The sequence below is a fragment of the Specibacter sp. NPDC057265 genome, assembly GCF_042668835.1.
In the GTDB taxonomy this organism is placed as follows: domain Bacteria; phylum Actinomycetota; class Actinomycetes; order Actinomycetales; family Micrococcaceae; genus Specibacter.
In genome coordinates this window covers 338,594-363,121 of record NZ_JBHUYE010000001.1, presented here as the reverse complement: position 1 = coordinate 363,121, position 24,528 = coordinate 338,594, and the positions used below count along the sequence as shown (strand labels likewise).

Genomic DNA, 24,528 nt, shown 5'->3' with positions numbered 1-24,528 from the left:
TGCCCCGGGGGGCCGTTGCGGCCCGGAACAGGTACCACAGGGAAAACCGAGTACTTGATTTGGCACAAGTCGAGTAGGAAACACTCATGCGGGGAGGCTTTCGCTGAGCTTGAATTGAAGCATTCCGGCGGTCTCAGCCGGTCTTAAGCTCAAGCCGGAAGGTCTCATGATGTTTTACCCACGTGGAGTGGCACAGCCGGAGCAGGAATGCATCCATCAGCGCAAAGGCCCTCCTTCAGGTGCAGCACCATGGTGGCACAACAGCAGGGCAAACAACCAGTTCCCCAGCAATGGGCGGACTCCATATTCGGAACCGGCGGCGGATAAGCCTTCTGAGACCAAGGCTTTCCCCCAGCCGCCGTCGGTTCCCCCACATCCGGTCACGTTCCCATGACCGAGCTGAAGATCCACCCCCTCGTTGACAAGGCAACTGTCCGCAGCGGGGGGAAGCTTGCCCACAAGAGCAAGGGAACAACTGCAAAGCACAGCGTCTGGGACGCCCGTTCACCCAGCCGCTCCACCCACATCCAAGCCAAAGCCTCCTGGACCGCCGCCTTCACCCAGGGGCTGCGCCTCACCGACGCCCTCGTCACAGTGGTGGTGGTCGCGGCAGCCTATCTGGGCCGCTTTGGCACCGGGCCGCTGCTGGAACCGAGCACCGCATCCGAACGCGGCTACCTGTGGGTGTGCGGCGCCATAGTCCTGCTGTGGAATGTGGACCTGGAATACAGCCGCTCCCGTGAAAAACGGGTCCTGGGTTCAGGCGTCAATGAATACCGGCGGGTGGTGCAGTCCACGCTGCGCACCTTTGGGCTGACAGCGATCGTCATGGTCATCTTTCAGGTCAGTGTGGCCCGCGGCTTCTTTGCGGTGGCCGTGCCCCTGGGGGTGCTGCTGCTGCTGAGCGGCCGCTGGGCGTGGCGCCACCGGCTCAGCGGCCAGCGCCGCGCCGGCCGCGCCCTGTCCAATGTGGTGGTCCTGGGCACCCCGGCGGACGTGGAACACGTCATTGGGCATCTGCGCAACAACCTCTCGGCCGGCTACAAGGTGGCCGGCGCCGCCTTGACCACCCTGGCCCCGGACATGGAACTGCGCCAGCCCTGGTACGAGGTGCCGGTCCTGTCCACCATGGCCGACATCACCGACGTCGTCGCCAAGACCGGTGCCGAAGCGGTGGTGGTGGCCGGGGCGCTGCCGGGCGGCCCCCAGGCCATTCAGGAACTTGGCTGGCGCCTGGAGGACATGTCCACCGAGCTGGTGCTGGCCTCCAGCCTGACCAATGTTGCCGGTCCCCGCGTCCACTTCCGCCCCATGGAGGGCCTGCCGCTGATGCATGTGGAACTGCCGCAGTACTCCGGCGGCAAGCATGTCTTCAAACGGGCCATGGACATTGCCCTGTCCCTCACAGCCCTGGTGGTGCTGCTGCCGGTCCTGCTGGTGACAGCCGCCGTCGTCAAGCTGGACAGCAAGGGCCCTGCCCTGTTTCTGCAGGAACGGGTGGGGCGCAACGGGCAACCGTTCAAGATGGTGAAATTCCGGTCCATGGTGGTGGATGCCGAGGCCAGGCTGGCCGCGTTGCAGCACCACAATGAAGGCGCCGGGGTGCTGTTCAAGATGGTCCATGATCCCCGGATCACCCGCAGCGGGCGGTGGATGCGCAGGTTTTCCATCGACGAGCTCCCACAGTTTTGGAACGTTTTGATTGGCCAGATGAGCCTGGTGGGTCCGCGCCCGCCGCTGGCTGCCGAGGTGGCCCGCTACGAACGCCCCGCCCACCGGCGGCTGCTCATCAAGCCCGGCATCACCGGGTTGTGGCAGATCAACGGCCGTTCCGACCTGGCATGGGCCGAAGCCGTGCGGCTGGACCTCTATTACGTGGAGAACTGGTCCCTGACCGGGGACTTCGTCATCCTGTGGCGCACCTTCAAAGCCGTGACCGAGCCCGTTGGGGCGTACTAGGGGGCTCCTGCCGGGAGGACAGCGGCGCCCGGCACACAACAAAAACAGAAATGGAATGTCATGGTCTTGATACCCGATCCGTTGGCGCAGCTGAAACTGCTCCACACCCCGCCACTGCTGAAGGTCGCCGTCATTGGCGCCGGGTACTGGGGGCCAAATTTGGCCCGCAACTTCAAGACCAGCCCGGCGTGGGAGCTGTGCGCCATTGTGGACATGGACGTGGAACGGGCCGCGAAGGTGGCCACGCCCCTGGGGGACGTGCCGGTGTTCGCCACCTTGGCGGAGCTGCTGGCCGGCACCGAGGTGGACGCCGTGGCCATTGCCACCCCCGCCAGGACACACTTTGCCGTGGCCATGGCCGCCATTGCGGCAGGCAGGCATGTGGTGGTGGAGAAGCCGTTGGCGGCCACCTGGGAACAGGGCGTGGCGATGCTGGAGTCCGCCGAGGCGTCCGGGGTGGTGTTGATGGCCGACCACACCTACTGCTACACCCCGGCGGCGCTGAAGATCAGGGAACTCATTGCCGAGGATGCCCTGGGTGAGATCCTGTTCATTGACTCCGTCCGCATCAACCTGGGCCTGATCCAGCCGGATGTGGACGTCTTTTGGGACCTTGCCCCCCATGACCTGTCAGTCATTGACTTCATTCTGCCCGGTGGCCTGCGCCCGGAGGCGGTGGCGGCGCAGGGCGCCGACCCGCTGGGCACGGGGAAGGCCTGCGTGGGGCACCTGACCTTCGCGCTGCCCAACAACGCCATGGCCCACATCAATGTGAACTGGCTCAGCCCCACCAAAATCCGGCAAATGGTCATTGGCGGGTCAAAACGCACCCTGGTCTGGGATGACCTGAACCCGCAACAGCGCATCAGCGTCTATGACCGCGGCGTGAATTTTGAAAAGGCCTCAACGTCGGCAGCGCAGCGCAAGGCGCAGGCCGTCTCCTACCGGCTCGGCGACACCTGGTCGCCGGCGCTGCCGGAGCAGGAGGCATTGGCCCTGATGGTGCAGGAATTCGCCGACAGCATCCAGCAGGGACGGCAATCCCGCACCGGCGGAATGGCCGGGCTGCGCGTGCTGTCGGTGCTGGAGGCGGCCAGCAGAAGTTTGGCCCTGGGTGGGGAACAAAGCACTGTTGCCGGCTACGACATTCAATTGGAAGGAACACGATGAGCGGTTTGAAGGGTGCAAGGGTCCTGGTCACGGGAGGGGCGGGGTTCATCGGCAGCCATCTGGTGGACCACTTGTTGGATCACTCAAATGTTGGCCACGTCAGCGTGGTGGACAATCTGGTCAACGGCTCCCTGGACAATCTGGCCCACCGCCTCAATGAGCCACGGTTCACCATGGCCGTGGGCGACATCAGGGATGACGCGGTGCTGGAGACCGCGCTCAAAGATGTTTCAGTGGTCTTCCACCTCGCCTGCCTGGGTGTGCGGCACAGCCTCCACGCCCCGGTGGAAAACCATGAGGTGAACGCCTCCGCGACCCTGCAGCTGCTGGAGAAGTCCCGGACCGCCGGCATCGGACGCTTCATCCATGTCAGCTCCAGCGAAGTCTTTGGCACCGCCCAATTTGTGCCCATGACCGAAACGCACCCCACCTGGCCCGAGACGGTCTATGGTGGCAGCAAATTGGCCGGGGAAGCCTACGCCCGCGCCTTCCACCGCACCCATGGCTTCCCGGCGGTGGTTGTGCGCCCCTTCAACACCTACGGCACCCGCAGCCACTATGAGGGGGACAGCGGGGAAATGATCCCCCGCACCATTGTGCGCCTGCTGGCGGGGCAGGCCCCGGTGGTTTTTGGCAGCGGGGAGCAGAGCCGGGACTTCATGCACGTCTCGGACACGGCCCGGGGACTGGCCGAACTTGCCAGCTGTGATGAGGCGGTGGGGCAGAGCATCAATTTTGGTTCCGGCACGGAAATCACCATGAACAAGCTGTGTGAGGTGATTGCGCACGCCATGGGACGCAGCGATCTGCTGCCCGAGCACCTGCCGGCGCGTCCCGGGGATGTGGGGCGGCTGCTGGTGGACGGCTCCCTGATCCGCGCGCTGACCGGATTCCAACCGGAAGTTTCCTTTGACGCTGGCATCCGCGAGGTGGTGCAGTGGTTCACTGAAAAGTCCGCCAACGGTGAGGCCATGCTGGCCCGGGTGGCCAAAACCAATTGGGATTCCGCACTGGACGCGGTGTCGCCATGACAGCCCCCGTGGACAGTGCCCAAAGCCCGGCGGTGGAGCGCATTGACGTCATGCGGCCGTGGATGGGCATTGAGGAAGCCGAGGCGGTGGCTGATGTCATTGCCTCCGGTTGGGTGGCGCAGGGGCCGCGGGTGGCCGAGTTCGAGGAGGCCTTCGCCACGGTCCAGCAGGCGCGCCGCGCGGTGGCCACCAGCAACTGCACCACCGCGCTGCACCTGGCCCTGGTGGTGGCCGGCGTAAAGGCCGGCGACGACGTCGTGGTCCCCTCCTTCTCCTTCATTGCCACGGCCAATGCGCCCAGCTATGTGGGGGCCAGGCCGGTCTTTGCCGACGTCGACGCCGGCAGCGGCAACGTCAACGCCGCCACCATTGCCCAGGCACTGACCAGCCGCACCACTGCCGTCATTGTGGTGGACCAGGGCGGCATGCCCGTGGACCTGGATCCCATCCGGGCGCTGTGCGATCCGCTGGGCATTGTGGTCATTGAGGACGCCGCCTGCGGCGCCGGCTCCATGTACAAGGGGCGTCCGGTGGGTGCCGGCGCCGAGGCGGCCGCATGGTCCTTCCATCCGCGCAAGATCCTCACCACGGGGGAGGGCGGCATGCTCACCACCTCCCGGGAGGACTGGGCGCTGCGGGCTGCGCGGCTGCGCGAACATGCCATGAGCGCCTCCGCCAAGGACAGGCATTCGGCGCTGCTGGCGCCGCAGGAGCAGTACCTGGAAATTGGCTACAACTTCCGCATGACCGACATGCAGGCCGCCGTGGGGCTGGTCCAGCTGGGCCGGCTGCCGGAGGTGGTGCAGCGGCGGCGCAGCATTGCCGCCAGCTACACGCAGGCCCTGGCGCAGGTGCCCGGGCTCCGCATCCCGCAGGACCCCGCCTACGGCACCAGCAACTTCCAGTCCTTCTGGCTGGAGGTGCTTCCGGAGTTTGGCCGCAGCCGCGAGGACGTGTTGGCGGTGCTGGCCGCGGCGGGCATCTCGGCGCGCCGCGGGATCATGGCCTCCCACCTTGAACCGGCCTATGCGGGCCGGGACACCGGAAACGCGGAGCTGGCGGTGACGGAGAGGCTGAGCAAAAACACGCTGATTCTTCCGGTTTTCCACCAGCTCACGGCGGGCGGGCAGGACCGCGTCATTGCTGCCGTGCTGTCCGCGGGAAGGCAGTGACCGTGGCGGAACTGATCCTGGTGGCCGCCAGCGGCCTGGCCCGGGAGGTCCTCGCCTCGGTGCGGGCCTCGGGCACCTTTGAGGTGGCCGGCTACCTGGACGACGACCCGGCGCTCGCCGGCGGGCAGCTTGACGGGATTCCGGTGCTGGGGCGGATCAGCGATGCCACAGCCTACCCCGGTGCAATGTTTGTCCTGTGCGCCGGCAAGGGAAAAACACGGGAAAAAATTGCCACGGCGCTGGCCAAGCTGGGCATTGGCAGCGTGCGCTACGCCTCCGTGGTGGATCTGGCGGCGTTCGTCTCCGCCGGCTCCACGGTGGGCGCCGGCAGCATCCTGCTGGCCAATGTGGTGCTCACAGCGGACGTGCGGCTCGGCAGCCATGTGGTGGCCATGCCAAACGTCACCTTCACCCATGACAACCATGTGGACGACTTCGCCACCTTGACCGCGGGGGTCTCACTGGGCGGGGGCGTGGGCATTGGCCGCTGCGCCTACGTGGGCATGAACGCCAGCGTCAGGGAAGGGTGCGCCATTGGGGCCGGGGCCACGGTGGGCATGGGCTCGGCCGTGCTGCAGGACGTGCCCGACGACGAATGCTGGGTGGGCGTCCCGGCCCACCGGATGCCTGGCGGGGACAGGCCGCATGAGAAGACTTCACGGAACGGAAAGCACTGACATGGAACACATTCCACTGGTTGACCTGCGGGCGCAGCAGGCTGAGATTGCCCAGGAAGTCCGTCCGGAACTCGATGAGATCCTGCGTACGGCCGCCTTCATTGGCGGTCCGGCCGTGGAAGCTTTTGAAGCGGACTACGCCCGCTACACGGGATCGGCGCACTGCATTGGGGTGGGGAACGGCACCGATGCGCTGGAACTGGCCCTGCGGGCAGCGGGGGTCCGCACCGGCGGGGAAGTGATCCTGCCGGCCAACACCTTCGTGGCCACCGCCGAGGCGGTGGCCCGGCTGGGCGCGGTCCCCGTGCTGGTGGACGTGGACCCGGACCAGCTGCTTCTTGACCCGGCCAAGGTTGCCGGGGCCGTCACGGCCAAGACGCAGGCCATTGTGCCCGTGCACTTGTTCGGCCAGCTGGCACCCATGGATGCGGTGCTGGCCATTGCCGCCCAGTGCGGCGCCGCAGTCATTGAAGACGCCGCCCAATCCCAGGGGGCCCGCCAGGGCGGGAAGGTTTCGGGCTCCTTCGGCCTGGCCGCGGCCACCAGTTTCTACCCCGGCAAGAACCTGGGCGCGGCCGGCGACGCCGGGGCCGTCACCACCAGCGACCCGGACATTGCCGCCCAGATCCGCCTGCTCGGTGCCCACGGCAGCAGCACCAGGTACGTCCACGAGGTGGTGGGCATGAACTCCCGCCTGGACGCCCTGCAGGCGGTCATCCTGCGCGCCAAGCTCAAGCGCCTGGACCGCTGGAACGGGCTGCGGCGGGCGGCGGCCGCCCGCTATGGTGCCCTGCTGCAGGATGTGGAAGGCGTTGCCGCGCCCACCTCGCTGCCCGGCAACGAGGATGTGTGGCATCTGTATGTGGTGCAGCTTGAAGACCGCGACCAGGTGCTGGCCCAGCTCCAGGCCGCAGGCATTGGGGCCGGGATCCACTACCCCACACCGGTCCACCTGACCAAGGCCTTCGCCTACCTGGGCAAGGGCGCAGGCGATTTTCCCGTGGCGGAGGCCGCCGCAGGGCGGATCCTCTCGCTGCCCATTTTTCCGCACATCACCGCGGAGCAGCAGGAACGGGTGGTGCTGGCGCTCGCCGCATCCCCGGGCATGCGGTGAGCCACATGGCGATCCCGGCCCGAACCACGGCGCCAACAACCCCAACTGCCTCCCGGGCGTTGGTGTTGAGCCTGCTCAACACAGTCATTTCCAAGTTCGGCACCATTGGCATTGGCATTGTCCTGGCCCGGATGCTGGGCCCGGCCGAATTCGGCGCCTACGCCATCGCCTTCGTTGCCCTCATTGCGGTTTTGAGCTTCAACGAACTGGGGGTCAGCCTGGCCATTGTCCGCTGGCCCAAAGACCCAAAGGAGATTGCCGGGACCGTCACCACCATCTCAGTTCTCAGCAGCACTGTCATTTTCATCGGGGCTTTTCTGGTGGCACCCTCTTTTGCCGCGGCAATGGGCGATCCCGGGGCCACCGGCGTCGTTCGGATCATTGCTGTCTGCGTGGTCATCAACGGTGCGGTGGCGACCCCCGCGGCGTTGATGCAGCGCGAATTCCTGCAGGGCAGGCGCATGGTCATTGACCAGGTGAATGTCTGGCTGGGGGCGGGGGTGTCACTGGCCCTGGTCTTTCTGGGCCTGGGCGCCATGAGCCTGGCCATTGGGCGGGTCGTGGCGAGCGTGGTGGCGGCCATCCTCTTCATCAAGTATTCGCCGCTGCCCGTGCGCTTTGGCTGGAACAGGGCCAAAGTGCAGCCCCTGCTGCTCTTCGGCCTTCCGCTGGCCGGCTCCAGCATCCTGGTTTTCGCCGTGGGGTACGCGGACCAGATCATTGCCGGCAAGCTCCTGGGGGCCCTGGCACTGGGTTTCTACGTGTTGGCCTTTAATTTATCCAGCTTCCCTGCCAGCATCTTTTCGCAGCCGCTGCGTTCGGTGGCACCTGCGGTCTTTGCCAAACTCCAACATGACCCACCGGCCATGCGCGCCGCGATGCTGACACTGGTGGCAGTGGTGGCCGCCGCCGTCCTGCCGGTGGTGGCAGTCATGGCCGGCGCGGCCGTTCCGTTGATCACACTTGTTTACGGTGGCGTCTGGGCCCCGGCCGCGGCCGCCTTGAGCTGGTTGGCAGCCTTGACGGCTTTGCGGATCCTGTTTGAACTCGCCTACGACTATCTGGTGGTCCTGGGCATGTCGGGGGCCATCCTCAAGGTCCAGATTGTGTGGCTGGTGGTCCTGGTGCCGGCCCTGGTGGCGGGTGCCGCCTGGGGCGGGCTTGCCGGGCTCGCGGCCGCCCCGGTAGTGGTGGCCGCCGTGGTGGTGCTGCCCATTTATATGAAGATGCTGCTGAACCGGGGGTTTTCCCTCGGAGCCCTTATGGCCAAGGTGTGGCTGCCGGTGGCCGCAGTGGTGCCGGTCGCGGTGGGAAGCCGGCTGCTGGCCCAGGGCATTGACGGCAAGCTCCCGGCACTGCTGGCGGCCACCGCGCTGGGCACGGTGGTCATGGCCATGCTGCTGTTCCGCGAACGGGAAGATCTCCGTGCAATCCGCAACTGGGGCAGAGACGCAAAGGAAGTCCCATGAAAATTTTGGTGTATCCGCACGATCTGGCCATTGGCGGCAGCCAACTGAACGCCATTGAGCTCGCCGCCGCGGTGCAGGGGCTGGGCCACGAGGTACTGGTTTATGGCCAGCCCGGACCATTGGTGGACAGGATCCAGGAGCTGGGCCTGGAGTTCATCGCCTCCCCGGCCGTGCACCGCAGGCCCACCCCCGGCGTGGTGGCGCAGCTGCATAAAACCATCAGGGAACGCAGCGTGGACGTGGTCCACGCCTACGAATGGCCGCCGGCACTGGAGGCGGCACTGGCCTGTGCCGCCTCCAGCCGTGCCACGGCGGTGGCCACCGTGATGTCCATGTCGGTGGCTCCCTTCATCCCGCGGCACCTGCCCCTGCTGGTCGGGACCGGACAAATCGCCGCAGTGGAACGGGACACCGGACGCACCCGCGTGGGTCTGTTGGAACCGCATGTGGACACTGTGCTGAACAGTGCCGGCGCCGCCGTGGACACGCCAGGCTTCCTGCGGGGCATTGGCGCCGAACCCGGAATGTTCACCGTCTCCATTGTGTCCCGGCTGGCGCACGAGATGAAGCTTGAAGGGATCCTGTCCGCCATCGCCGCCGTCGAAGCCATGAACCGGGACGCCGCGGTGCAGCTGGTCATTGCCGGCACCGGACCTGCCCGGGAGGAAGTGGCGGCGTGCGCCCTGCGCAGCAATGCGGCGCTGGGCGTGCCACGGATCTTTTTGGTGGGGGAACTTTCTGACCCGCGCCCGGCCTATGCCAGCGCCAATGTCAGCATTGGCATGGGCGCCTCCGCCCTGCGCGCCATGGCCTTTGGCCTTCCTTTGGTGGTGCAGGGGGAAAACGGATTCTGGGGGCTGCTGGACGAGGAGGCCGCGCCGCAGTTTCTTTGGCAGGGCTGGTACGGTTCGGGCCCGGGACCGGGCGACGCGGTGCAGCGGCTGCAGGGGATCCTCACCCGGCTGCAGCGCAATGGCCCGCTGCGCACCGAACTGGGACGCTTTTCCCGCCGCTTGGTGGTGGAACGGTTTTCCTTGGAACGGGCCGCCCGCCTGCAGCTGGACTTTTATCAGGGCCTGCAGGATCATCCTCCGCTTGGCGGCGCCCGCCGGCTCGCTGCCGCCGGGGTGGCAGCCTGGCAGTTTGCGCTGCACCAGGGGCAGCAAATCAAAGCCGCCCGTGCCGGCGGGGCGGCGGTTGACGATTTCAACTCCACGGCGGTCCTGGCCCGGACACCCGTGGGCACTGCACCGGAAGGGCATTAAAATGGGAACCATCATTTATCTGGCCGGCACCTCATGGGATGCCGTGGCAGGGACGGACAAAAACCTGGCCACCGCCTTGGCGCAGGAAAACCATGTGCTTTGGGTCGACCCGCCGGTTTCGGTGCTGGGTGTGCTCCGCTCCAGGGTTGCATCCACCCAAGCGCCGCAGCTGGAGCAGGTCGGCGAAAGGATCGTGCGGCTGCGCACAGTGGGCCCGCCCGGGGTGACCCGGCCCGGGCTGCGCAGGTGCACCGAAGTGAGCTACCACCAGGCTGTCAGGGCTGCAGTGAAAAAACTGCGGCTGCAGGCTCCTGACACCATCTGCGCCTCTCCCATCCTGACGTTCCCCCAGGGGGTTGGCGGCACGCGCCTGTACTTCGTCACCGATGACTGGGACGCCGGCGCCGCCCTGATGGGCTTTTCCGCACAGCACCTTGCGCGGGTGCGGAAAATCAATGCCGCCAAGGCCACCGTGGTGGCTGCGGTGAGCGAACACTTGGCCGGGATCTTGACGGAAAGGCTTGGCCGGGACGTCACGGTGGTGCCCAATGGCTGCCGGCTCAAAAGCAGTGCCTACGCCACCAATCCAGGCTTTGCCCGGGCCGCCCTGGTGGGGCAGCTCAATGAGCGGCTGAATTTTGACGTCCTTGACGCCGTCGCTGACACGGGCATCCATGTGGCGGTGGCGGGACCCAAAACAGCCAAGTCGCCCAGAGCCGTCTCGCGCCTGAACGCCTTTTTGAGCCGACCCAATGTGCACTGGCACGGGGTCCTGAGCAGTGCCGCCGTTGACGAGTTGCTGGCCAGCTCCAATGTGGGTCTGACCCCCTATGCGGACACGCCGTTCAACAGGGCAAGCTTCCCGTTGAAAACACTGGAATACCTCGCTGCGGGCCTGGCAGTGGTGGCCACCCATCTGCCACCGGCACAATTTGGTGCTGCCACGGTCCGTTTGGCCCGCGAAGCGGATGACTTCGCCAGGGCCGTGACTGAACTGGCCGCTGATTGGCCCACGGACGCCGAACGGGCCAGGCAGGCCGAACAAATCAAGGGCCATAGCTGGGAACACCGGGCCGAACAAGTGGAGCAGTTGTTGCTGCAGTGATCAAAAACCACCCCCTGCCCAGCCACCACCGATTGGAGTGAATCCTCTTGTCAGCAGCTTCCGCCAGCCCCACCATGGAGATCATCACACCGAGCTATGCGCCGGATTTTGAGTTTTGCGCCGAACTCGCTGCCTCGATTCAACGATTCACCGGAGCGGGGGTGCAGCACACCATCATTGTTCCGGGCAGTGATGTGGATTTGTTCAAGCCGCTGGCAGGGCCTCGGACAGTCATTCACGACGCCGCCGGCTACCTGCCGGCCCGGATGGTCAAAATTCCGGCCGCCAACATGTGGATCAATGCCCTCCGGCCCTGGCCGCCGGTCCGCGGCTGGATCAGCCAACAGATCATTAAACTGGAAGCGAGCCGGCGTTCCAGCGCCCAGGTGGTGCTCTGTGTGGATTCCGATCTGGTGCTGCTTCGGGAAACGGGCGCGGAGCTTTTCCTCCAGGACGGCGCTGTGCGCCTTTTCCGCAGACCGGAGGGAATTGACGAAAGCCTGCCGCGGCATCGCCTGTGGGTGCAGACGGCCCAACAATTGCTGGGCTTGCCCCGCCGGACCGAGCTGCCGCTGCCGGACTACATTTGTTGGCCCTGCGCCTGGGATCCGGAGATTGTGCGCGCCATGCTGGAGCGCGTTGCCGCCAGCAACTCCTGCGCCTGGGAAACCGCCATTGGCAGGCGGTTGCATTTTTCCGAAATGATCCTCTACGGCGTATACCTCGAGCAGATTCACGGACTGGAGCAGGTCCCGCTCAGCACCGACATGCGGTGTGTCAACTACTTCGATGAGACCCCCCTGGTGGGTTCCAAAGCCTCCGCCTTCATTGCCGGCATGGATCCGGGGCTGATTGCGGCCATGATATCGGCCAAATCCAACACACCCATGTCGGTGCGCCGGGACGTCCTGGCCCAAATGGAAGCTGCAGCCAATGACTGACTTCATCAGGGAATGCGCGAAGGGAGGCAGGGGATGATGGTCCACGGTGCAGGCGCCGGCCCGGGGGAGCTGACGACGACGCAGGCCCCGCCGTCCCGGGACGGGCCGCCGTGGCTGCTGCGGTGTGCGGCCCTGGCCATTTTTGCCTTCCCGGCGAACATGGTGCTGGACCCGCTGGGGGCGGCCGGCCACGTGGCCATGCTGCTCTCCCTGATGCTGTTTTTCCTGTGGGGGGCATCGGCGCTTTTGGGGCTGCATGGGTCCTCCACATCCCGGCATCCCGGCCGGATTGCGCTGGCCATGATGTTGTTGGCCACCTGCATCACCTATGTGTTGCTGTACTCCGGACTCAGTGGACCCAGCACGGTGGCTGGACGGGCCAGCGCCGACCGCTGGGTCCTGCTCATGGCAGCCTCAACGGGACTGGTCCTGGTGACGGCGGAGACGGTCAAGAGCACCGCCCATGCGCTGGTTCTGGTGCGTGCCCTGGTGCGGGGGGCCTTCTTCTGCTGCGCCCTGGCAGCCATTCAGTTCATCACCCGCACCAATCCCATGGAAACCCTGCAGACGTTCATGGTCGGCTTCAGTGACAATGGCGGAAACACCACCTTTCAGCTGCGCGGCGGTCTCATGCGGGTCGCCGGAACAACCTTCACGCCCATTGAGCTGGGGGTGGTGGCCTCCATGGCCCTACCCCTGTCCGTGTGGCGTTCGGTGTTTGACCCGGTGGGGCGCAAATGGCTGCACTGGCTGGTCACAGGTTCCCTGGTCTTTGCCATTGCCGCCACCATTTCCCGCTCCGGCATGATTTCAGCTGCCGTGGCAGTGCTGGTCTCCGTGCCCTTCCTGCCAAAAATTGGCAGGCAATGGGCCTTAATAGTCATTCCCGTGTCCGTCCTGGGTCTGTTCGTGGCAGTTCCCGGACTGATAGCCACACTGTTCGGGGCTGCCACCGTCAGTTCCAGCGACCCTTCCATATCCACCCGCCTGAACAACTACCCACGCGTGGAGGCCATGTTCCTCTCCAGGCCCGTGGGAGGAACCGGACCGGGAACCTATATGCCCGCCAATGCCCTGGAGCTGCTGGACAACCAGTATCTGCATTCGGCGGTTGACATGGGCCTCATCGGCGCGGTGGCGGTTGTTGTTTACTTCATTCTGCCGGGGATGACAACGCTGCAGGCGGCCCGTCATGCCAGCGACCCCTCGCTGCGTTGCCTTGCCGGGGCGGTGGCGGGTGCGGCGCTGGTGGCAGCACCGGCATCAGCCACCTTTGACTCCCTGTCCTTTCCGGTGTTTTCCCTGCTGTATCCATTGATCGTGGGCCTGGGCGGCGCGGTGTGGATGTTGGTCAAAAACGAGTCCGCACCATTCCAAGCCGTGGCCCTGCCGCCGGCAACCTCAACACCCGGTCGCCGTACCGGAACCAAGGAGTAGTGTGGATCCCTTATCAGTTGTCAAGACCCTGTGGCGCCACAAGTTCATCCTGATTCCAGTGCTGCTGGTGACAGTGGTGGCGGCGGCCTATCTTTTCGCCTTCGGCCCCAGAAGCTACCAGGCTACGGCCACCTTTGCCCTGGTCAACCCCATGGTGCCCAGCGAGCGGGAGATCCTGGAGGATCCGGCCCTGGGTGACTTGAATTCAAACAACCCTTATTTGCGCTCGTCCGACAACACCCTCATTGCCCAGGTGCTGACCACCAGGCTCAGCTCGCAGGAGGTGGCCAAGTCACTGCTCATGCAGGGTCTGAACACTGAGTACACCGTGGAAAGGGCCGGCAGCTTTGGCACGGGCCTGCTGGTTCAAACCACGGCCACGGGATCATCCCCCGAACAGGCCATGGACACCGTCAAGGTGCTGGGGGAGTACCTGGTGCAGGAACTGGAGGCGATGCAGGAGGTCAATGGAGCAGACCAGCGCTACCTCTTTACAGCCCTGGCCGTCACCAGCGGGGATCAGGCCGTCGAACAGTTTTCCAGCAGGCTGCGTTCGGTCATCATGGTGGGCGCCGGCGGGGTGGTGCTCTTGTTTGCTGCAGTCTCGGGTGCCCGGGCCCTTGACCGGCGGCGGGAAGAGGAGGAGGGAAGCTTGAACACCGGCAACGGCGCAGGCTCCGGCGGTCCCCAGCTTGCGGAACGCGACCGTCCGGAAGGCGGGCCCGACGACGCGTCCGAGCCCTTGAAGCTGCGGCAGTTGCGGAGGGAGCGAAAAAAGGACCTCCGCCGGCGCCGGCCCCGGATCAAAGCCAGGGTCTAGTTGATGCTACAGACCACAACTGTTGGAGCCGTTGAGCTGATACAGGTGAACCGCGTTGCCATCGGCAAAGGTGTCGGCAATGACGCCGTTCACCACGGGAACCGAACGGTTCTCACCCAGCACGGCGGCCGAGGTGGCGTTGCTGCACTTAAGGGAAAGGTCAACGCGTTGACTGCCGCTGGCGGTGGCGGCTGCGAAAAGGTACAGGCTTCCCTCATGGACCCGCACACTGAGCTCCACCTCGCCGGCGGAAGTGGCTGCCCCGTCCAAAAAGGGTGCGTTCAACACCGGCGCCAAGGACTTGATTTGGGCGTTCAGGGCTGTCACCCCGGGACGAATTTGGGCACCGCAGGCGTCGCGCAGCACGTGTTGGGACACGCAGCCGCCACCGAAGTTATGGTTGAAGTAGATGATGCCGCGGGCCCCATGGATCAGGCTGCTCCACACGGCGGCCTTGATTTGCGCGGCGGTGATGGTTGGTGCGTCGTCCTCGCTGAATGGGTGGCCCACCTCGATGAAGGCCCACACCGGCTTCGACGCCGCGGGGCTCACCAGTGAGCGGACGCGGTCAATGGTCCAACCGTAGTTCGCAGCCTTCCGGCACTCGTCCTGGGACAGCACACGCTGCGGGAAGACCAGGGTGCCGCCCTCGCTGACACCGCAGATGTTCGGATCGGTGAACCAGTAGTTGTCAGCGGAAACCACATTGGGATACTCATTGACGAACCTGGCAGCCTCACTGTCAGTTTCCCAAAAAGTCACACCCTTGCCGTAGTTTGCGAAAATCATGCTTCCAGGTGCTGCGGCAGCCTTCTGCGAGGCCTGGATGGTGTAACCGCAGCGGGAATTTTCCGGTACGCAGATGGGACCTTCCCCGGGCCATTTCCCGCTCCAGGCCGAAGAGCCCGGGCCTGCCCACATGTCCACCTCGTCCGGCAGCAGGGCCCCGGAACGGCCGGGGGCATCCCAAGTGGTGATGGCAGGCATGCCGGCCTGGGTGGCTAGGGCGGCATTGGAATTGGGGGTCAGTTCAAGGTAGCTGTTGAGCCCCACCGCCTGGTCCAGTCCGACGTCGTTCGCGTCGGTCAGGCTCTCATACCAAACTGCCACGGGAAAGTAGTCGGCTGTGGTGGGCAGCGCGTTGGCGAACTTGGCGTAATAGTCGCTGCCGCCGTCCACGGCCCGCACCGACACCCCCGCCGGGAGCCCGCCGGCTGCCGGCCGGCCCGGCGTGCCGGGATCCTCGGCAGGGGCGGGGGTGAAGGACACATCCACAAAATAGTTCGTGCTCTTGTAGCGTGAGCTGGGCATTTGCGTGCCATCGCCGTAGGCGTACACCCCGCCGTCGGCATGCAGTGTCAGGGGGCCGTTGCTTTTGCTTTTGGCCAGGCCATAATTTTCCGAGGAGTACCTGCCTGCCGGGGCAATGTAGGAAGCAATGTAGCTTTGGTCCTTGGCAATGGCCACCGGTTTGGGAAGTTCGACGCTTTGCCAACCTTCGGTGCCAGCCGCAGCGGCCGGCAGGGTGGCCGTGGCCAGGACCTGACCGTCGGTGGACCACAGCTTGACCACGTGGGGGCCGAGGTTGTCCACTGATTTGTAGAAGCGGACAGCCGAGACCGTCCCGTCCTCGCTGCTGGAGAAGGTGGTCCCCAACTCAACCTGCGCAGTGTCCGGGTCGATCAGGGTCTGGGGAACCTGGTCCTCCAGCACGGAAATCGATGCCGCCAAGGCCGGGAAGGCGGCGTTGGGTGCCGTCATCAACAGCGGCACCAACAGCGCCAGTGCGGCCGCTGCGGTGAAGCTGACGCGCAGGTGTCCGGCGCGGAAGCTGCTGCCGGTGCGCACAATCCTGCGTGCTGGGGCAAGGGTATGTCTCATGTGGGATAGTCCTGAAGCAGAGTTGGCTGAGACCCGGGCAGACGCCCCCCATCAGCAAATTCTAACATGCAGCCATCACATCGTTTCGGGGCCGAAGCCCCCGGGCCAGCTTAAGCGCGGCGGCTTTCGTCCCGGTCCCAGCCCCCCGCCCTCGCCAATGAGCTGCGTTTTTGGAGTTTGCCCAGCACGGCCAGGGATCCGTAGACGCCGGCGTCGAAGGCCGGGACAAGGCCGTTGACTGAACGGAGCAGATTGCGCAGTCCCGCACTGTCTCGCCGACCGGACTGCAGTTCATGTTTGCCCTGGTAGATCCGCCGCAGGGTGCGCAGGAGTTCAGGGGTGGAGGCGGGTGTGCGGACAATCACGGGAGCGGTGGCCAGAATGGCTTTTTCTTCGGCAGTGAAAAGCGAATCCACATAGGCGTCGTCGGCGGTGGCCGGGGGAAACACTGCGAACCTTTCGTGTCCGGCGGCACTGACCGCATACGCGCCGGCCCCCCACAAGTGCTCATGGTGGGATGGGATGCGGGCCCGTGCACGGTAGTAGGCCTTGACCAGGGGGCTGCACCCGGTGGTGTCGTAGGAAAACGCCGGCCGGGCCGAGAGCGAGCCGGGGGCCGCCAAGTGCTGGAAAACGGCTGCCAGCGCATCCGCCGTGGTTTCAATGTCAGCGTCCAGGTACAGCCGGGGCCAGCGGCTGCAGGCCGCGTCGGCGGCGTTCAGGGCCGCCGTCTTGGACGCCTGTGCCAGTTCCAGGACCTGCACTCCCGGGAAGGAAGCGGCAACCACGGCCGTGGCGTCGGTGCAGCCGTTGCAGGCCACGATCACTTCAATGGCGCCGGATGCAGCCAGGGCGCCCAAGGGGCGCAGCGTCCTGGCAATCACCGAGGCTTCATTGTGGGCGGGAATGATGACAGCGCCGCCGGGGAAGGGCGCTTGTGCCACGACGGGCACCGGTGCCGGCACCGCGTGTGGCAGCCCATCCCAGGGACGCAGGCCCACCAGCGCCCGGCAGGCCTCCCGCTCACCTTCTTTGTAGATGCGGGCCAGGGTGCCCAGGGTTGCGGCGGCCCTGATGCCTTCGGCGTAGACCCGTGAGTGGTGGGCCCTGGCATAGCGGACCCGGTTGATTGCCATGAGCGCCGTCAGTTCAGGGGAACTGCCGGAGCCGCCCCGGCTGTGGACCATGGTGGCGGCGGGCTCAAACCAAATGCTCCGTCCACTGGCCCGGACCCGGCGGAAGTAGTCGGTTTCCTCGGAATACAAAAAATACCGTTCGTCCCATTCCCCCACCCGGGCCACTGCCGCACCGGAAATCAGCAGCGCAGCGCCGGTGGCCCACTCAATGGCATGGGGGTAGTCGTAGCTTTCCGGGCAGTAGTCAATCTCGGAAAGCCATTCGGGCCGTCCGGAGACCTTGCTGCCCATGAAGGCGTCGCCGATGGCCCGCAGGGTGCTGGGTTCACGGCGCAGGGATGTGTAGATGGTGCCGTCGTCATCCAACAGCCTCGGGACCACAATGCCGGCACCGCTGCGGGCCATGCGCTCCCGCAGGGTGGCAATGGCACCCGGGAGGATGCGCAGATCCGGATTCAAGACCAACACATCGCAGTGCGGACCGGCATGGCGCAGGGCCGCGTTGATGCCGCCGGCATAGCCGCGGTTTCCGCCGCCGGGGACCAGGACGACGTCGGGATGGCGGGCCAGCAGTTCCACCGTCGCGTCGGTGGATCCATTGTCCGCAACCACCACCTTCAGGCTCTGCCCGGTGGTCTCCGTCCGCAGGCAGGCCAGCAGCGGCTCAATGTCGGCGGCGCTGTTGTAGGTGACCACCACGACAGTCACGTCGGCCATGGCCTCCCTGGGCAGGAAGCGTCCACCCACGGGCCCGGTGCTGGCGGAGGGCGCCGGAACCATCACCTCCTTCGGTGACTTGGAACCGGGCATCCCGGATCCACCGGCGGGATCCTTGAAACCGACCAGGGTGCTGATGCGCTTCATGCGCCAGTAAGCCTCCGGTCCCTGCACCAGGTAGCGGTTGGCCAGGCGGCGGGGTTCCAAGGCAAGCCGCCAGGCCCATTCCAGTCCGGCGCCGGACATCGCTTCGGGGGCGCGTTTTATGCGCCCGGCCAAGAAGTCAACCACGGCCCCAAACGCCAGCAGCACCGGCGCACCCGTCAGGGCGCCGTACTCGTTGATCCACAATTCCTGACGCGGCTTGCCCAAACCCACCACCAACAAGTCCGGGGGATTGAGGGCAATTTCCTGGGCCAGCTCGGTGGAGAAGGCGGGGGAGGCCAGTTCCGCGCGCTCCGGAGCCCACCAGCCCACCACCTGCAACCGGGGCCTGCCCTCTTTTAAGGTGCGCTGCAAAAGCTGTTGGGTCTGCAGGCTCCCGCCCAGAAAACCAACCGTGAGGCCCTGCGCCTCGGCTTGGTCCAGCAAGGGCACAATCAAGTCGCTGCCGGCCAAGCGGGGCCACTGGCGGCCGGTCATATGGGTGGCAGTGCTGCGCAGCGGAACCCCGTCCAGCAGGGTCAGCCAGTTGACGGAGCCAGCGGTTTCCAAGCTGTTCTCCCAGCGCCCGCCGGCACCAAAATGAAAGACGTGGTCAAGGTTCGCGGACGCCACGGCCAGCGGCTTTGGCTGCGGCCGCACGGCGGCATCAATGATTTCCGCGACGGCACCGTCAACGCCGCGCAAATCCACGCTGGTGCCACCGACTATGGCCCAGCTGCTGGGCTCCGGAGCGAAACGCCCCAGGGGGGGAAATTGGGCCGGAGGCAGTGCCTGGCCAAGGTCCATGACATCAGTGCCACTGACGCTGGCGGGACTTCTGACAAGGTTGATGCCGAACATTGCTACCCCTTAGGCTCCTCTTCAAGCCGGTGCTCCGGCCCCTGCATTGAGCGCTGTCCACATCCGGGCGCAGTGGCTCTACGGTGCACGTTATGCAGGCTGAAAGGGTGTGGATAGAGTGCCCCGCCACCTGAATCAGGAGCCACGTACTTGGCAGCCAGGCACGTGGTACCTGAATCAGGGGCCCGGCCCCACGGACGCCAGGTGCGCCCCGGCAGGGACTACCTAGGTGGCCGCGGCGGCCCTCCAAGTATGGTGGCGGGTACTTGTATTTCAGTGCGCGTAAAAATCAAGTGATCTCCACTCGTGTGCGCGGGGGTGCGGACGGCTCTAATGAAGGGAGGTTTTGCACGGTCTCGCGTAAGAAGGTCTCCAAGATGTCCGACTTTGACTCCATGCTGGGGAAAACAGCTGCCAAGGCTCCTGTCCGGTCATCACACCTTGATGCCGGTGGAGCCCCGGGCTTCACAGGTGCCTCCCGCATGCCCGCCAGGCTGCACAATTCACCGCTTCGCGGCATGGACCAGCGTGGCCTGCCCCAGGGCGCGCCGGAGGCGCAGCCACGGCGTTCAGCGGCGCCGCGGCGTGCCTTCATTGGCCGGGCTCCTGAAATTGCCGCCCTGTCAGCAGCCCTGACCCTGCCCCGTTGGCGCGGCGCCGTGGTGGTGGGGCCCGGCGGCATTGGCAAGACGGCGCTTATTCAGGACGTCGTGGGCCAACTGCCTGGTGCCACCCCCACACGTTATTTGCGCGGCACCACGCTGACGCAGGGCACCCCCTACGGGATCCTGGGCCTGTTGCTGGGACGGAGCTCAAGCCAAACACCCTCGCTGGTGCACGTGTTGCAGGCCGTGACGGCGCACCTGGCGGCGGCCCCCGCCACCGGGACCCCCGTGGTGGTGGTTGACAATGCCGAGTACGCGGACAGGTGGTCCGCCCTGGCCCTGTCCGAACTTGCCCGCACCGGGTCCATCCGGCTGATCCTGGCCTGCCGGCGCATCAATGACATGGCAGCGGAGTTTTCCCACCTTTGGCGCCGCGGGATTGTGCTGCGGGTGGATGTGCCCGCCCTGAGCCATGCCGATGCCCGGGCATTGATGAGCCAGGAACTCTCAGGTGCCTGCTCCCTGGCCGCAGCCACCCTGGCATGGCAGAAATCGGCCGGCAACCCGCTGCACTTAAAGTCGCTGCTGCGCCAGGCGGTGGACGACGGCGCCTTGCTGGAAGCCGACGGATCCTGGGTGTGGCGCGAAGGGCGCCTGCGTGCCACCGTGCCGCCGGGGCTGGGGCAGGTGACGCGCATGCTCAATGACGCCAGCGGCAATGTGGCGCTGCTGGAGCTGGTGGCCGCGGCCACAACCATCCCGGTGGCCACCCTGGCCAGCGTCCACCCCATTGCGGATATTGACCAGCTGCTGCGCTCGGGCGATCTGGGCTATGTGGGCAACGGGAAATCCTCACTTCAGCTGGCCCACCCGGTGTTGGCCAGTGTCCTGCCCCTGCAGATTTCCAAGGAGCGGAGCCGGGCCATGTTTGCTGCCGTCGAGGCCGTGGCTCCACTTGCGCAGCAGCACGGCAGTGCCCTGCAAAACCGTGTTTCGTGGGGTGTGGCCTGCGGCGCACTTGCCCCCGGAAGCGGGGTCCATGACATTTCCGCGGCTGCGGACGCCGCGGAACACGCGGCAACCGCAACAGCGGTGACCGGGCTGCAGGGACTGCTCCCCGAGCGCACCTCCTTCACCGCCGAACAAAGCCTTGAACTTGCCCGGGGGGCACAGTCACTGGCCCTGGCCGGGCGGCAGGACGAGGCCCTGGAATTGGCCTGCTCCCTGACCGCACGCATGGCCCTGGGCGGCTGTGCGGCCCCGCCGGCGCCGGCCGCGCCTTTGGCCGCGGCCCTGGTGGTGCCGCTGCTGCAGACCTTTACCCTCTGCGGGGAATGGGAGCTCCAGGACCTGCTGCTGGCGGCGTGCAGGGAACGGGGCGTGCGTGGTGATCTCAGGGACTGTGCAGTCTTGGAACTCACGCATGGTCTGGTGCAGGGCTTCCGCGGCAAATACGATCTGGCCGTTGCACTGCTGGAGCAGGCCCACGCCCAGCTCAGAAACGCCGGCATGCGCGACTGGGCGGACCTGGCCCAGCTGGCCAAATTCAGTGCCACGGTCCTGCTGGGGCACTCCGGCCTGGCCGGGGCATATGCACCAGGGGGCACCAAACCGGCCGGCGGCACTGCCGGCACGCCCTGGGAAGCCATGCCCCAGGCGGTGCAGACGCTCACCTTGCTGCGCGGGAGCCAGGACATCCCGGAGTTGCTGTTCACCTTGACCCAGTGCCTGTTCGCCGAGGCCACCCCACCGGCGGCAAGAACTCCCATCCTGGCCCTGGGCAGCGACGCCGACGCGCCGGCGCGTCGGCTGCTGCTGCTGGGGGTCCAGGTGGAGTCCCTGGACACCGAACGTTGTGAGGAACTGCTGATGTTGGCCGCCGCCCAGGAAGGCGCCCTGGCTGAACTGCTGGGCCTGTACGCCAAGGCCCTGTTGGCGCAGGACAGTTCCCTGCTGGTGCAGGCGGTGGACAACGCCTGCACCCTGGACTATCCGGGCCTGTCCACGAAGGCGGCAAGAATCGCCCTCAGCATTGCCCCGCCGGCCAGCGCCCGGGGCATCCGCCGGCAGCTCCAACGGCTGGTCAAGCTCCCCGAGGACCTTTTTGACCCCGCCAGCGTGGTGAACAGCCAGCTGACGGAGCGGGAACGGAGCGTGGGAATGATGGCGGCCAATGGTTTGAGCAACAAGGACATTGCCCTGGGCATGGGCATTTCCATCCGCACCGTGGAGGGCCACCTGTATCAAATCTATTCAAAACTCCATGTTTCCAACCGGGCCGAACTGATCCCCTTCCTCAAGGACGCCAAGGCATGAGCGGGTTCAATGAGTCCCAGCTGGATCAACTCCTCGAGGCCATGTACGAGCCGTCACTGGCCGGGATGCTGGTCACCGGCGGTGTGGGCATGGGCAAAACCACGCTGGGAACGGCTCTTGCCTCGGCGCTGGCCGCCGACTTTGAAGTGCTGTGGATGACCGGCAGGCGCCTGCTGGCACAAACGCCTTTGGCCATATTGGAAACGTTCTGCCCGCAGCTGTGCGCTGCCGGGGGTGAAAGCCCGGAGATGGGCATGAACGTGGTGCAGGCGTTGTATGAGTACCTGCTGTCCACCAGCGAGGCAGCCGGCAAATCCACGCTGTTGGTGGTTGATGATGCGCAGTGGATTGACGAGCAAAGCTGTGCCGCGCTGGAACAGCTCGCCGTCTCAGGCGAGGTGCGGATGCTGCTGCTGTGCCAGCCGGGGACCAGCAGCGTGGCCTGCAGCCCGCTGTTCACCGACGACACCATGATGGCCCAGCACACCCTGCACACCCTGTCCGGCCCGGAAGTGCTGGCCAGCTGCGAAAAACGCCTGGAAGGACAGGTGGTGCCCGGGGCGGCAGCGATCCTGGCGGAACTTTCCGGCGGGCACCCCTTGTTCCTGCAGGTGCTGCTGGATGCGGCAGTGGCCAGCCAGGCATTTGTGGCGCACCGCAACATTTGGACCCTGGCAACCGTGCCGTCAACCCCGGATCCGGTGGTTTGCGACGTTGCCCTGGATTTATTCAATGACTGCACCGGCCCCGAGCAGCTCATCCTGGAAACCGTGGCGCTGGCGGAACCAGTGTCCACCGGCGTGCTGCACCGGCTGGTTCCGGGCACGGACCATGGCAGCCTGATGGCGGCCGGCATTTTGCGGCGGACCGCTGAAGCCCTGGACAGCGTGGAATTCGTTTCACCGGTCTTCGGCCAAAGCCTGCGCCAAAGGATCCCCGTGGGGCACAGCGTGCAGATCAGAAAAAACGTCCTGCAGGCCCGTGCCACGCTGCCGCTGAACAGCGATGCGCTGATGCGCCATGCCGGCTGGGGCATTGACTGCGGCCAGCATGTGTCCGCACGGCAGTTGCTCCATGCTGCCAGGATCGCCAATCTGCGCAACAAGTCCCGTCTTGCCCTGCGGCTCGCGGCCACCGTCTCCGAACCCAACCGGATCTTTCAGGCCCGGGTGGAAAGCGTCATTGCCCACACCAAACTCCGCCACTTTGCCCATGCCTGGGCGCTGATTGACACTCTGCTGGGCCAGGTCCGGAACGTCTTTGAATGTGATGCCGTGGCCGCACTGACCGCCATGGTGGCAGTGAAGGAGGGCCAACCGGGGAAGAACCTGGAACGGCTCGCCAGGATGTGGCGGGAGGCCTACCGGGGCTTTGGCCTGCAGTCCTGCCCCGGGGCGGACATTGTGGACGCGCTGCTCACAGTCAGTTCCGGCTACCTGCTGCCGGCCAAAACCCAGGACAGGCTCAAGGACATTGCCGCAACGCAGCCCCACGCGGGCCTGCAGTTCGCCGCCACGGCACTTTTGGCCAATGCCGAAGCCATTGAAGGCAGGCACGCCGCGGCGCAGGCCCACTTCCTTCAGGCCCGCACGCTGCTGCAACAAAACCCCGGGCAATTGGACATGTTCCGCCAGGCGTTCTTTGCCCAGCACACGGTGTCCCTGGCATCCATTGGCGAGGCGCCCCAGCCCCCTGCACCGCGGAGGGAACCGTCCCGTGCCCGGGGCAGCGACCGCCGGGCCCTGGAACTCGGTGGCCTGGGCGAACTGGCCGCCGCCATGAAGGATCTGCGCTTGGGCAAGGTGAAGGCCGCCGTGGCCTCCTTTGACGTGGCGGTGGCAGCGTTGCGGGAGTCCGATCCGGGGGGCGTTTTGCCCTACGCCCTGGCAGCCTCCGCCTACGCCTGCCATTTGCTGGGCGAGCACGGGCGCGCGGAGGTGTTGGCGGAGGAGTTCACCGCCGGCACGGCGGCGGATTCCGCGCCCATCTGGCTGTTGTCCAAAGCCTACGTCGCCGCGGCCCACAGTCAGCAGGCAGGGGAGGCGGCCACTTTTGCCCGCCTCGACGAACTTTGCGCGCAGGCCCGCCGCCGCGGCACCCCGGCCATGGAATTGGCCATCCTGGATGTGCTTTTACGTGCCGGCGGCACCGGGCAGCTTCAACGCATGAGCGAGGTCGCCGCCCTCCTGGACGGGCCCGCGGCAGCCATGCAGCATGCAGTGGCCCAGGGACTTCTAGCGCACGACGCCGGTGCCCTGGCGGAGGCCGCCCGGATGCCCGCGGCCGCGCAGCACCGGCTGTTTGCCGCCGAAGCCCTGAGCCATGCGCTGCGCCTGCACCACAAGCGCGCCGATTCCAGCGGAAAAGCCGCTGTTCTCATCCAGTTCAGAAAAATGCAGTTTCCCTTTCAAGCCACCGGCAGCGCGGCAATAGTGGAACTTGCCGCCCTGGCTGAACTTACCGTCCGGGAAAAGGAAATTGCCACCCTGGTGCACAGGCGGCATTCAAACAAGGAAATAGCTGAACAGTTCACGCTTTCGCAACGAACAGTTGAAGGCCATTTGTACAAGATTTATGCCAAATTGGGTGTGGGCAGCCGTGAAGAACTCTATGGATTGTGGCTTCCCGAGTTATTGTCCCAGGCGGGCAAGTAGTTCCAGCGGGCCCCTAGGTACGCCCAACGGGGCCTCCACGTAGCAGCCCCCAGA

At 65.9% G+C, this 24,528-nt stretch carries 16 protein-coding genes; 14 read left to right on the top strand and 2 right to left on the bottom strand.

All coding sequences use genetic code 11. The features are described from left to right. The first annotated feature begins 390 nt into the window (after positions 1 to 390). From ACFUCV_RS01505 to ACFUCV_RS01450, 12 genes are read left to right on the top strand one after another with little or no spacing between them, the layout of a single operon-like run. Complete coding sequence (locus ACFUCV_RS01505; RefSeq protein ID WP_380811258.1) at positions 391 to 1,959, top strand: sugar transferase; 1,569 nt, start codon at positions 391 to 393, stop codon at positions 1,957 to 1,959. A gap of 60 nt (positions 1,960 to 2,019) precedes the next feature. Further along, complete coding sequence (locus tag ACFUCV_RS01500; protein WP_380811254.1) at positions 2,020 to 3,129, top strand: Gfo/Idh/MocA family protein; 1,110 nt, start codon at positions 2,020 to 2,022, stop codon at positions 3,127 to 3,129. After that, complete coding sequence (locus ACFUCV_RS01495) at positions 3,126 to 4,160, top strand: dTDP-glucose 4,6-dehydratase (RefSeq protein WP_380811251.1); 1,035 nt, start codon at positions 3,126 to 3,128, stop codon at positions 4,158 to 4,160. The genes ACFUCV_RS01500 and ACFUCV_RS01495 overlap by 4 nt, the downstream gene beginning before the upstream one ends. Beyond that, the gene (locus tag ACFUCV_RS01490; protein WP_380811249.1) at positions 4,157 to 5,332 is read left to right on the top strand and encodes a DegT/DnrJ/EryC1/StrS family aminotransferase; all 1,176 of its coding nucleotides are present in this window, start codon (positions 4,157 to 4,159) and stop codon (positions 5,330 to 5,332) included. Before ACFUCV_RS01495 ends, ACFUCV_RS01490 begins: the two co-directional genes overlap by 4 nt. A 2-nt stretch (positions 5,333 to 5,334) precedes the next feature. Beyond that, positions 5,335 to 6,009 (top strand): acetyltransferase, encoded by a 675-nt coding sequence (locus ACFUCV_RS01485; RefSeq protein WP_380811247.1) that lies wholly within the window; start codon positions 5,335 to 5,337, stop codon positions 6,007 to 6,009. A gap of 1 nt (position 6,010) precedes the next feature. Next, on the top strand, positions 6,011 to 7,123 hold the full coding sequence (locus ACFUCV_RS01480) for a DegT/DnrJ/EryC1/StrS family aminotransferase (protein ID WP_380811245.1): 1,113 nt from the start codon (positions 6,011 to 6,013) through the stop codon (positions 7,121 to 7,123). A 5-nt stretch (positions 7,124 to 7,128) separates the two neighbouring features. Further along, positions 7,129 to 8,592, top strand: coding sequence for an oligosaccharide flippase family protein (locus ACFUCV_RS01475; protein ID WP_380811242.1), 1,464 nt, complete (start codon positions 7,129 to 7,131; stop codon positions 8,590 to 8,592). Continuing rightward, positions 8,589 to 9,857: a glycosyltransferase family 4 protein gene (locus ACFUCV_RS01470; protein ID WP_380811239.1), complete on the top strand. Its 1,269-nt coding sequence runs from the start codon at positions 8,589 to 8,591 to the stop codon at positions 9,855 to 9,857. The genes ACFUCV_RS01475 and ACFUCV_RS01470 overlap by 4 nt, the downstream gene beginning before the upstream one ends. Position 9,858: 1 nt before the next feature. Further along, positions 9,859 to 10,962, top strand: a complete 1,104-nt coding sequence (locus tag ACFUCV_RS01465; RefSeq protein ID WP_380811236.1) for a glycosyltransferase — start codon at positions 9,859 to 9,861, stop codon at positions 10,960 to 10,962. 47 nt (positions 10,963 to 11,009) lie between these two features. After that, a complete protein-coding gene (locus ACFUCV_RS01460) occupies positions 11,010 to 11,903 on the top strand; it encodes a DUF6492 family protein (RefSeq protein ID WP_380811233.1) in 894 nt (297 codons plus the stop codon). A gap of 33 nt (positions 11,904 to 11,936) precedes the next feature. After that, complete coding sequence (locus ACFUCV_RS01455; RefSeq protein WP_380811231.1) at positions 11,937 to 13,340, top strand: O-antigen ligase family protein; 1,404 nt, start codon at positions 11,937 to 11,939, stop codon at positions 13,338 to 13,340. A 1-nt stretch (position 13,341) separates the two neighbouring features. Beyond that, entirely contained in the window at positions 13,342 to 14,160 is an 819-nt protein-coding gene (locus tag ACFUCV_RS01450) for a chain-length determining protein (protein WP_380811229.1), read from the top strand. Between the two features lie 6 nt (positions 14,161 to 14,166). Here ACFUCV_RS01450 and ACFUCV_RS01445 read toward each other — a convergent pair whose 3' ends face one another. Together ACFUCV_RS01445 and ACFUCV_RS01440 are read right to left on the bottom strand one after the other, a co-directional pair. Further along, positions 14,167 to 16,041 (bottom strand): DUF4082 domain-containing protein, encoded by a 1,875-nt coding sequence (locus ACFUCV_RS01445; RefSeq protein WP_380811227.1) that lies wholly within the window; start codon positions 16,039 to 16,041, stop codon positions 14,167 to 14,169. 110 nt (positions 16,042 to 16,151) lie between these two features. Then, the gene (locus ACFUCV_RS01440) at positions 16,152 to 18,899 is read right to left on the bottom strand and encodes a WecB/TagA/CpsF family glycosyltransferase (RefSeq protein WP_380811225.1); all 2,748 of its coding nucleotides are present in this window, start codon (positions 18,897 to 18,899) and stop codon (positions 16,152 to 16,154) included. 377 nt (positions 18,900 to 19,276) lie between these two features. On the opposite strand from ACFUCV_RS01440, the gene ACFUCV_RS01435 reads away from it, so the two are divergent. Together ACFUCV_RS01435 and ACFUCV_RS01430 are read left to right on the top strand one after the other, a co-directional pair. Then, the gene (locus tag ACFUCV_RS01435) at positions 19,277 to 21,820 is read left to right on the top strand and encodes a LuxR C-terminal-related transcriptional regulator (RefSeq protein WP_380811223.1); all 2,544 of its coding nucleotides are present in this window, start codon (positions 19,277 to 19,279) and stop codon (positions 21,818 to 21,820) included. Further along, positions 21,817 to 24,474 carry a LuxR C-terminal-related transcriptional regulator gene (locus ACFUCV_RS01430; protein WP_380811221.1) on the top strand — a complete coding sequence of 886 codons (2,658 nt, stop codon included), beginning with the start codon at positions 21,817 to 21,819 and terminating at the stop codon, positions 24,472 to 24,474. The genes ACFUCV_RS01435 and ACFUCV_RS01430 overlap by 4 nt, the downstream gene beginning before the upstream one ends. Positions 24,475 to 24,528: the final 54 nt, after the last annotated feature.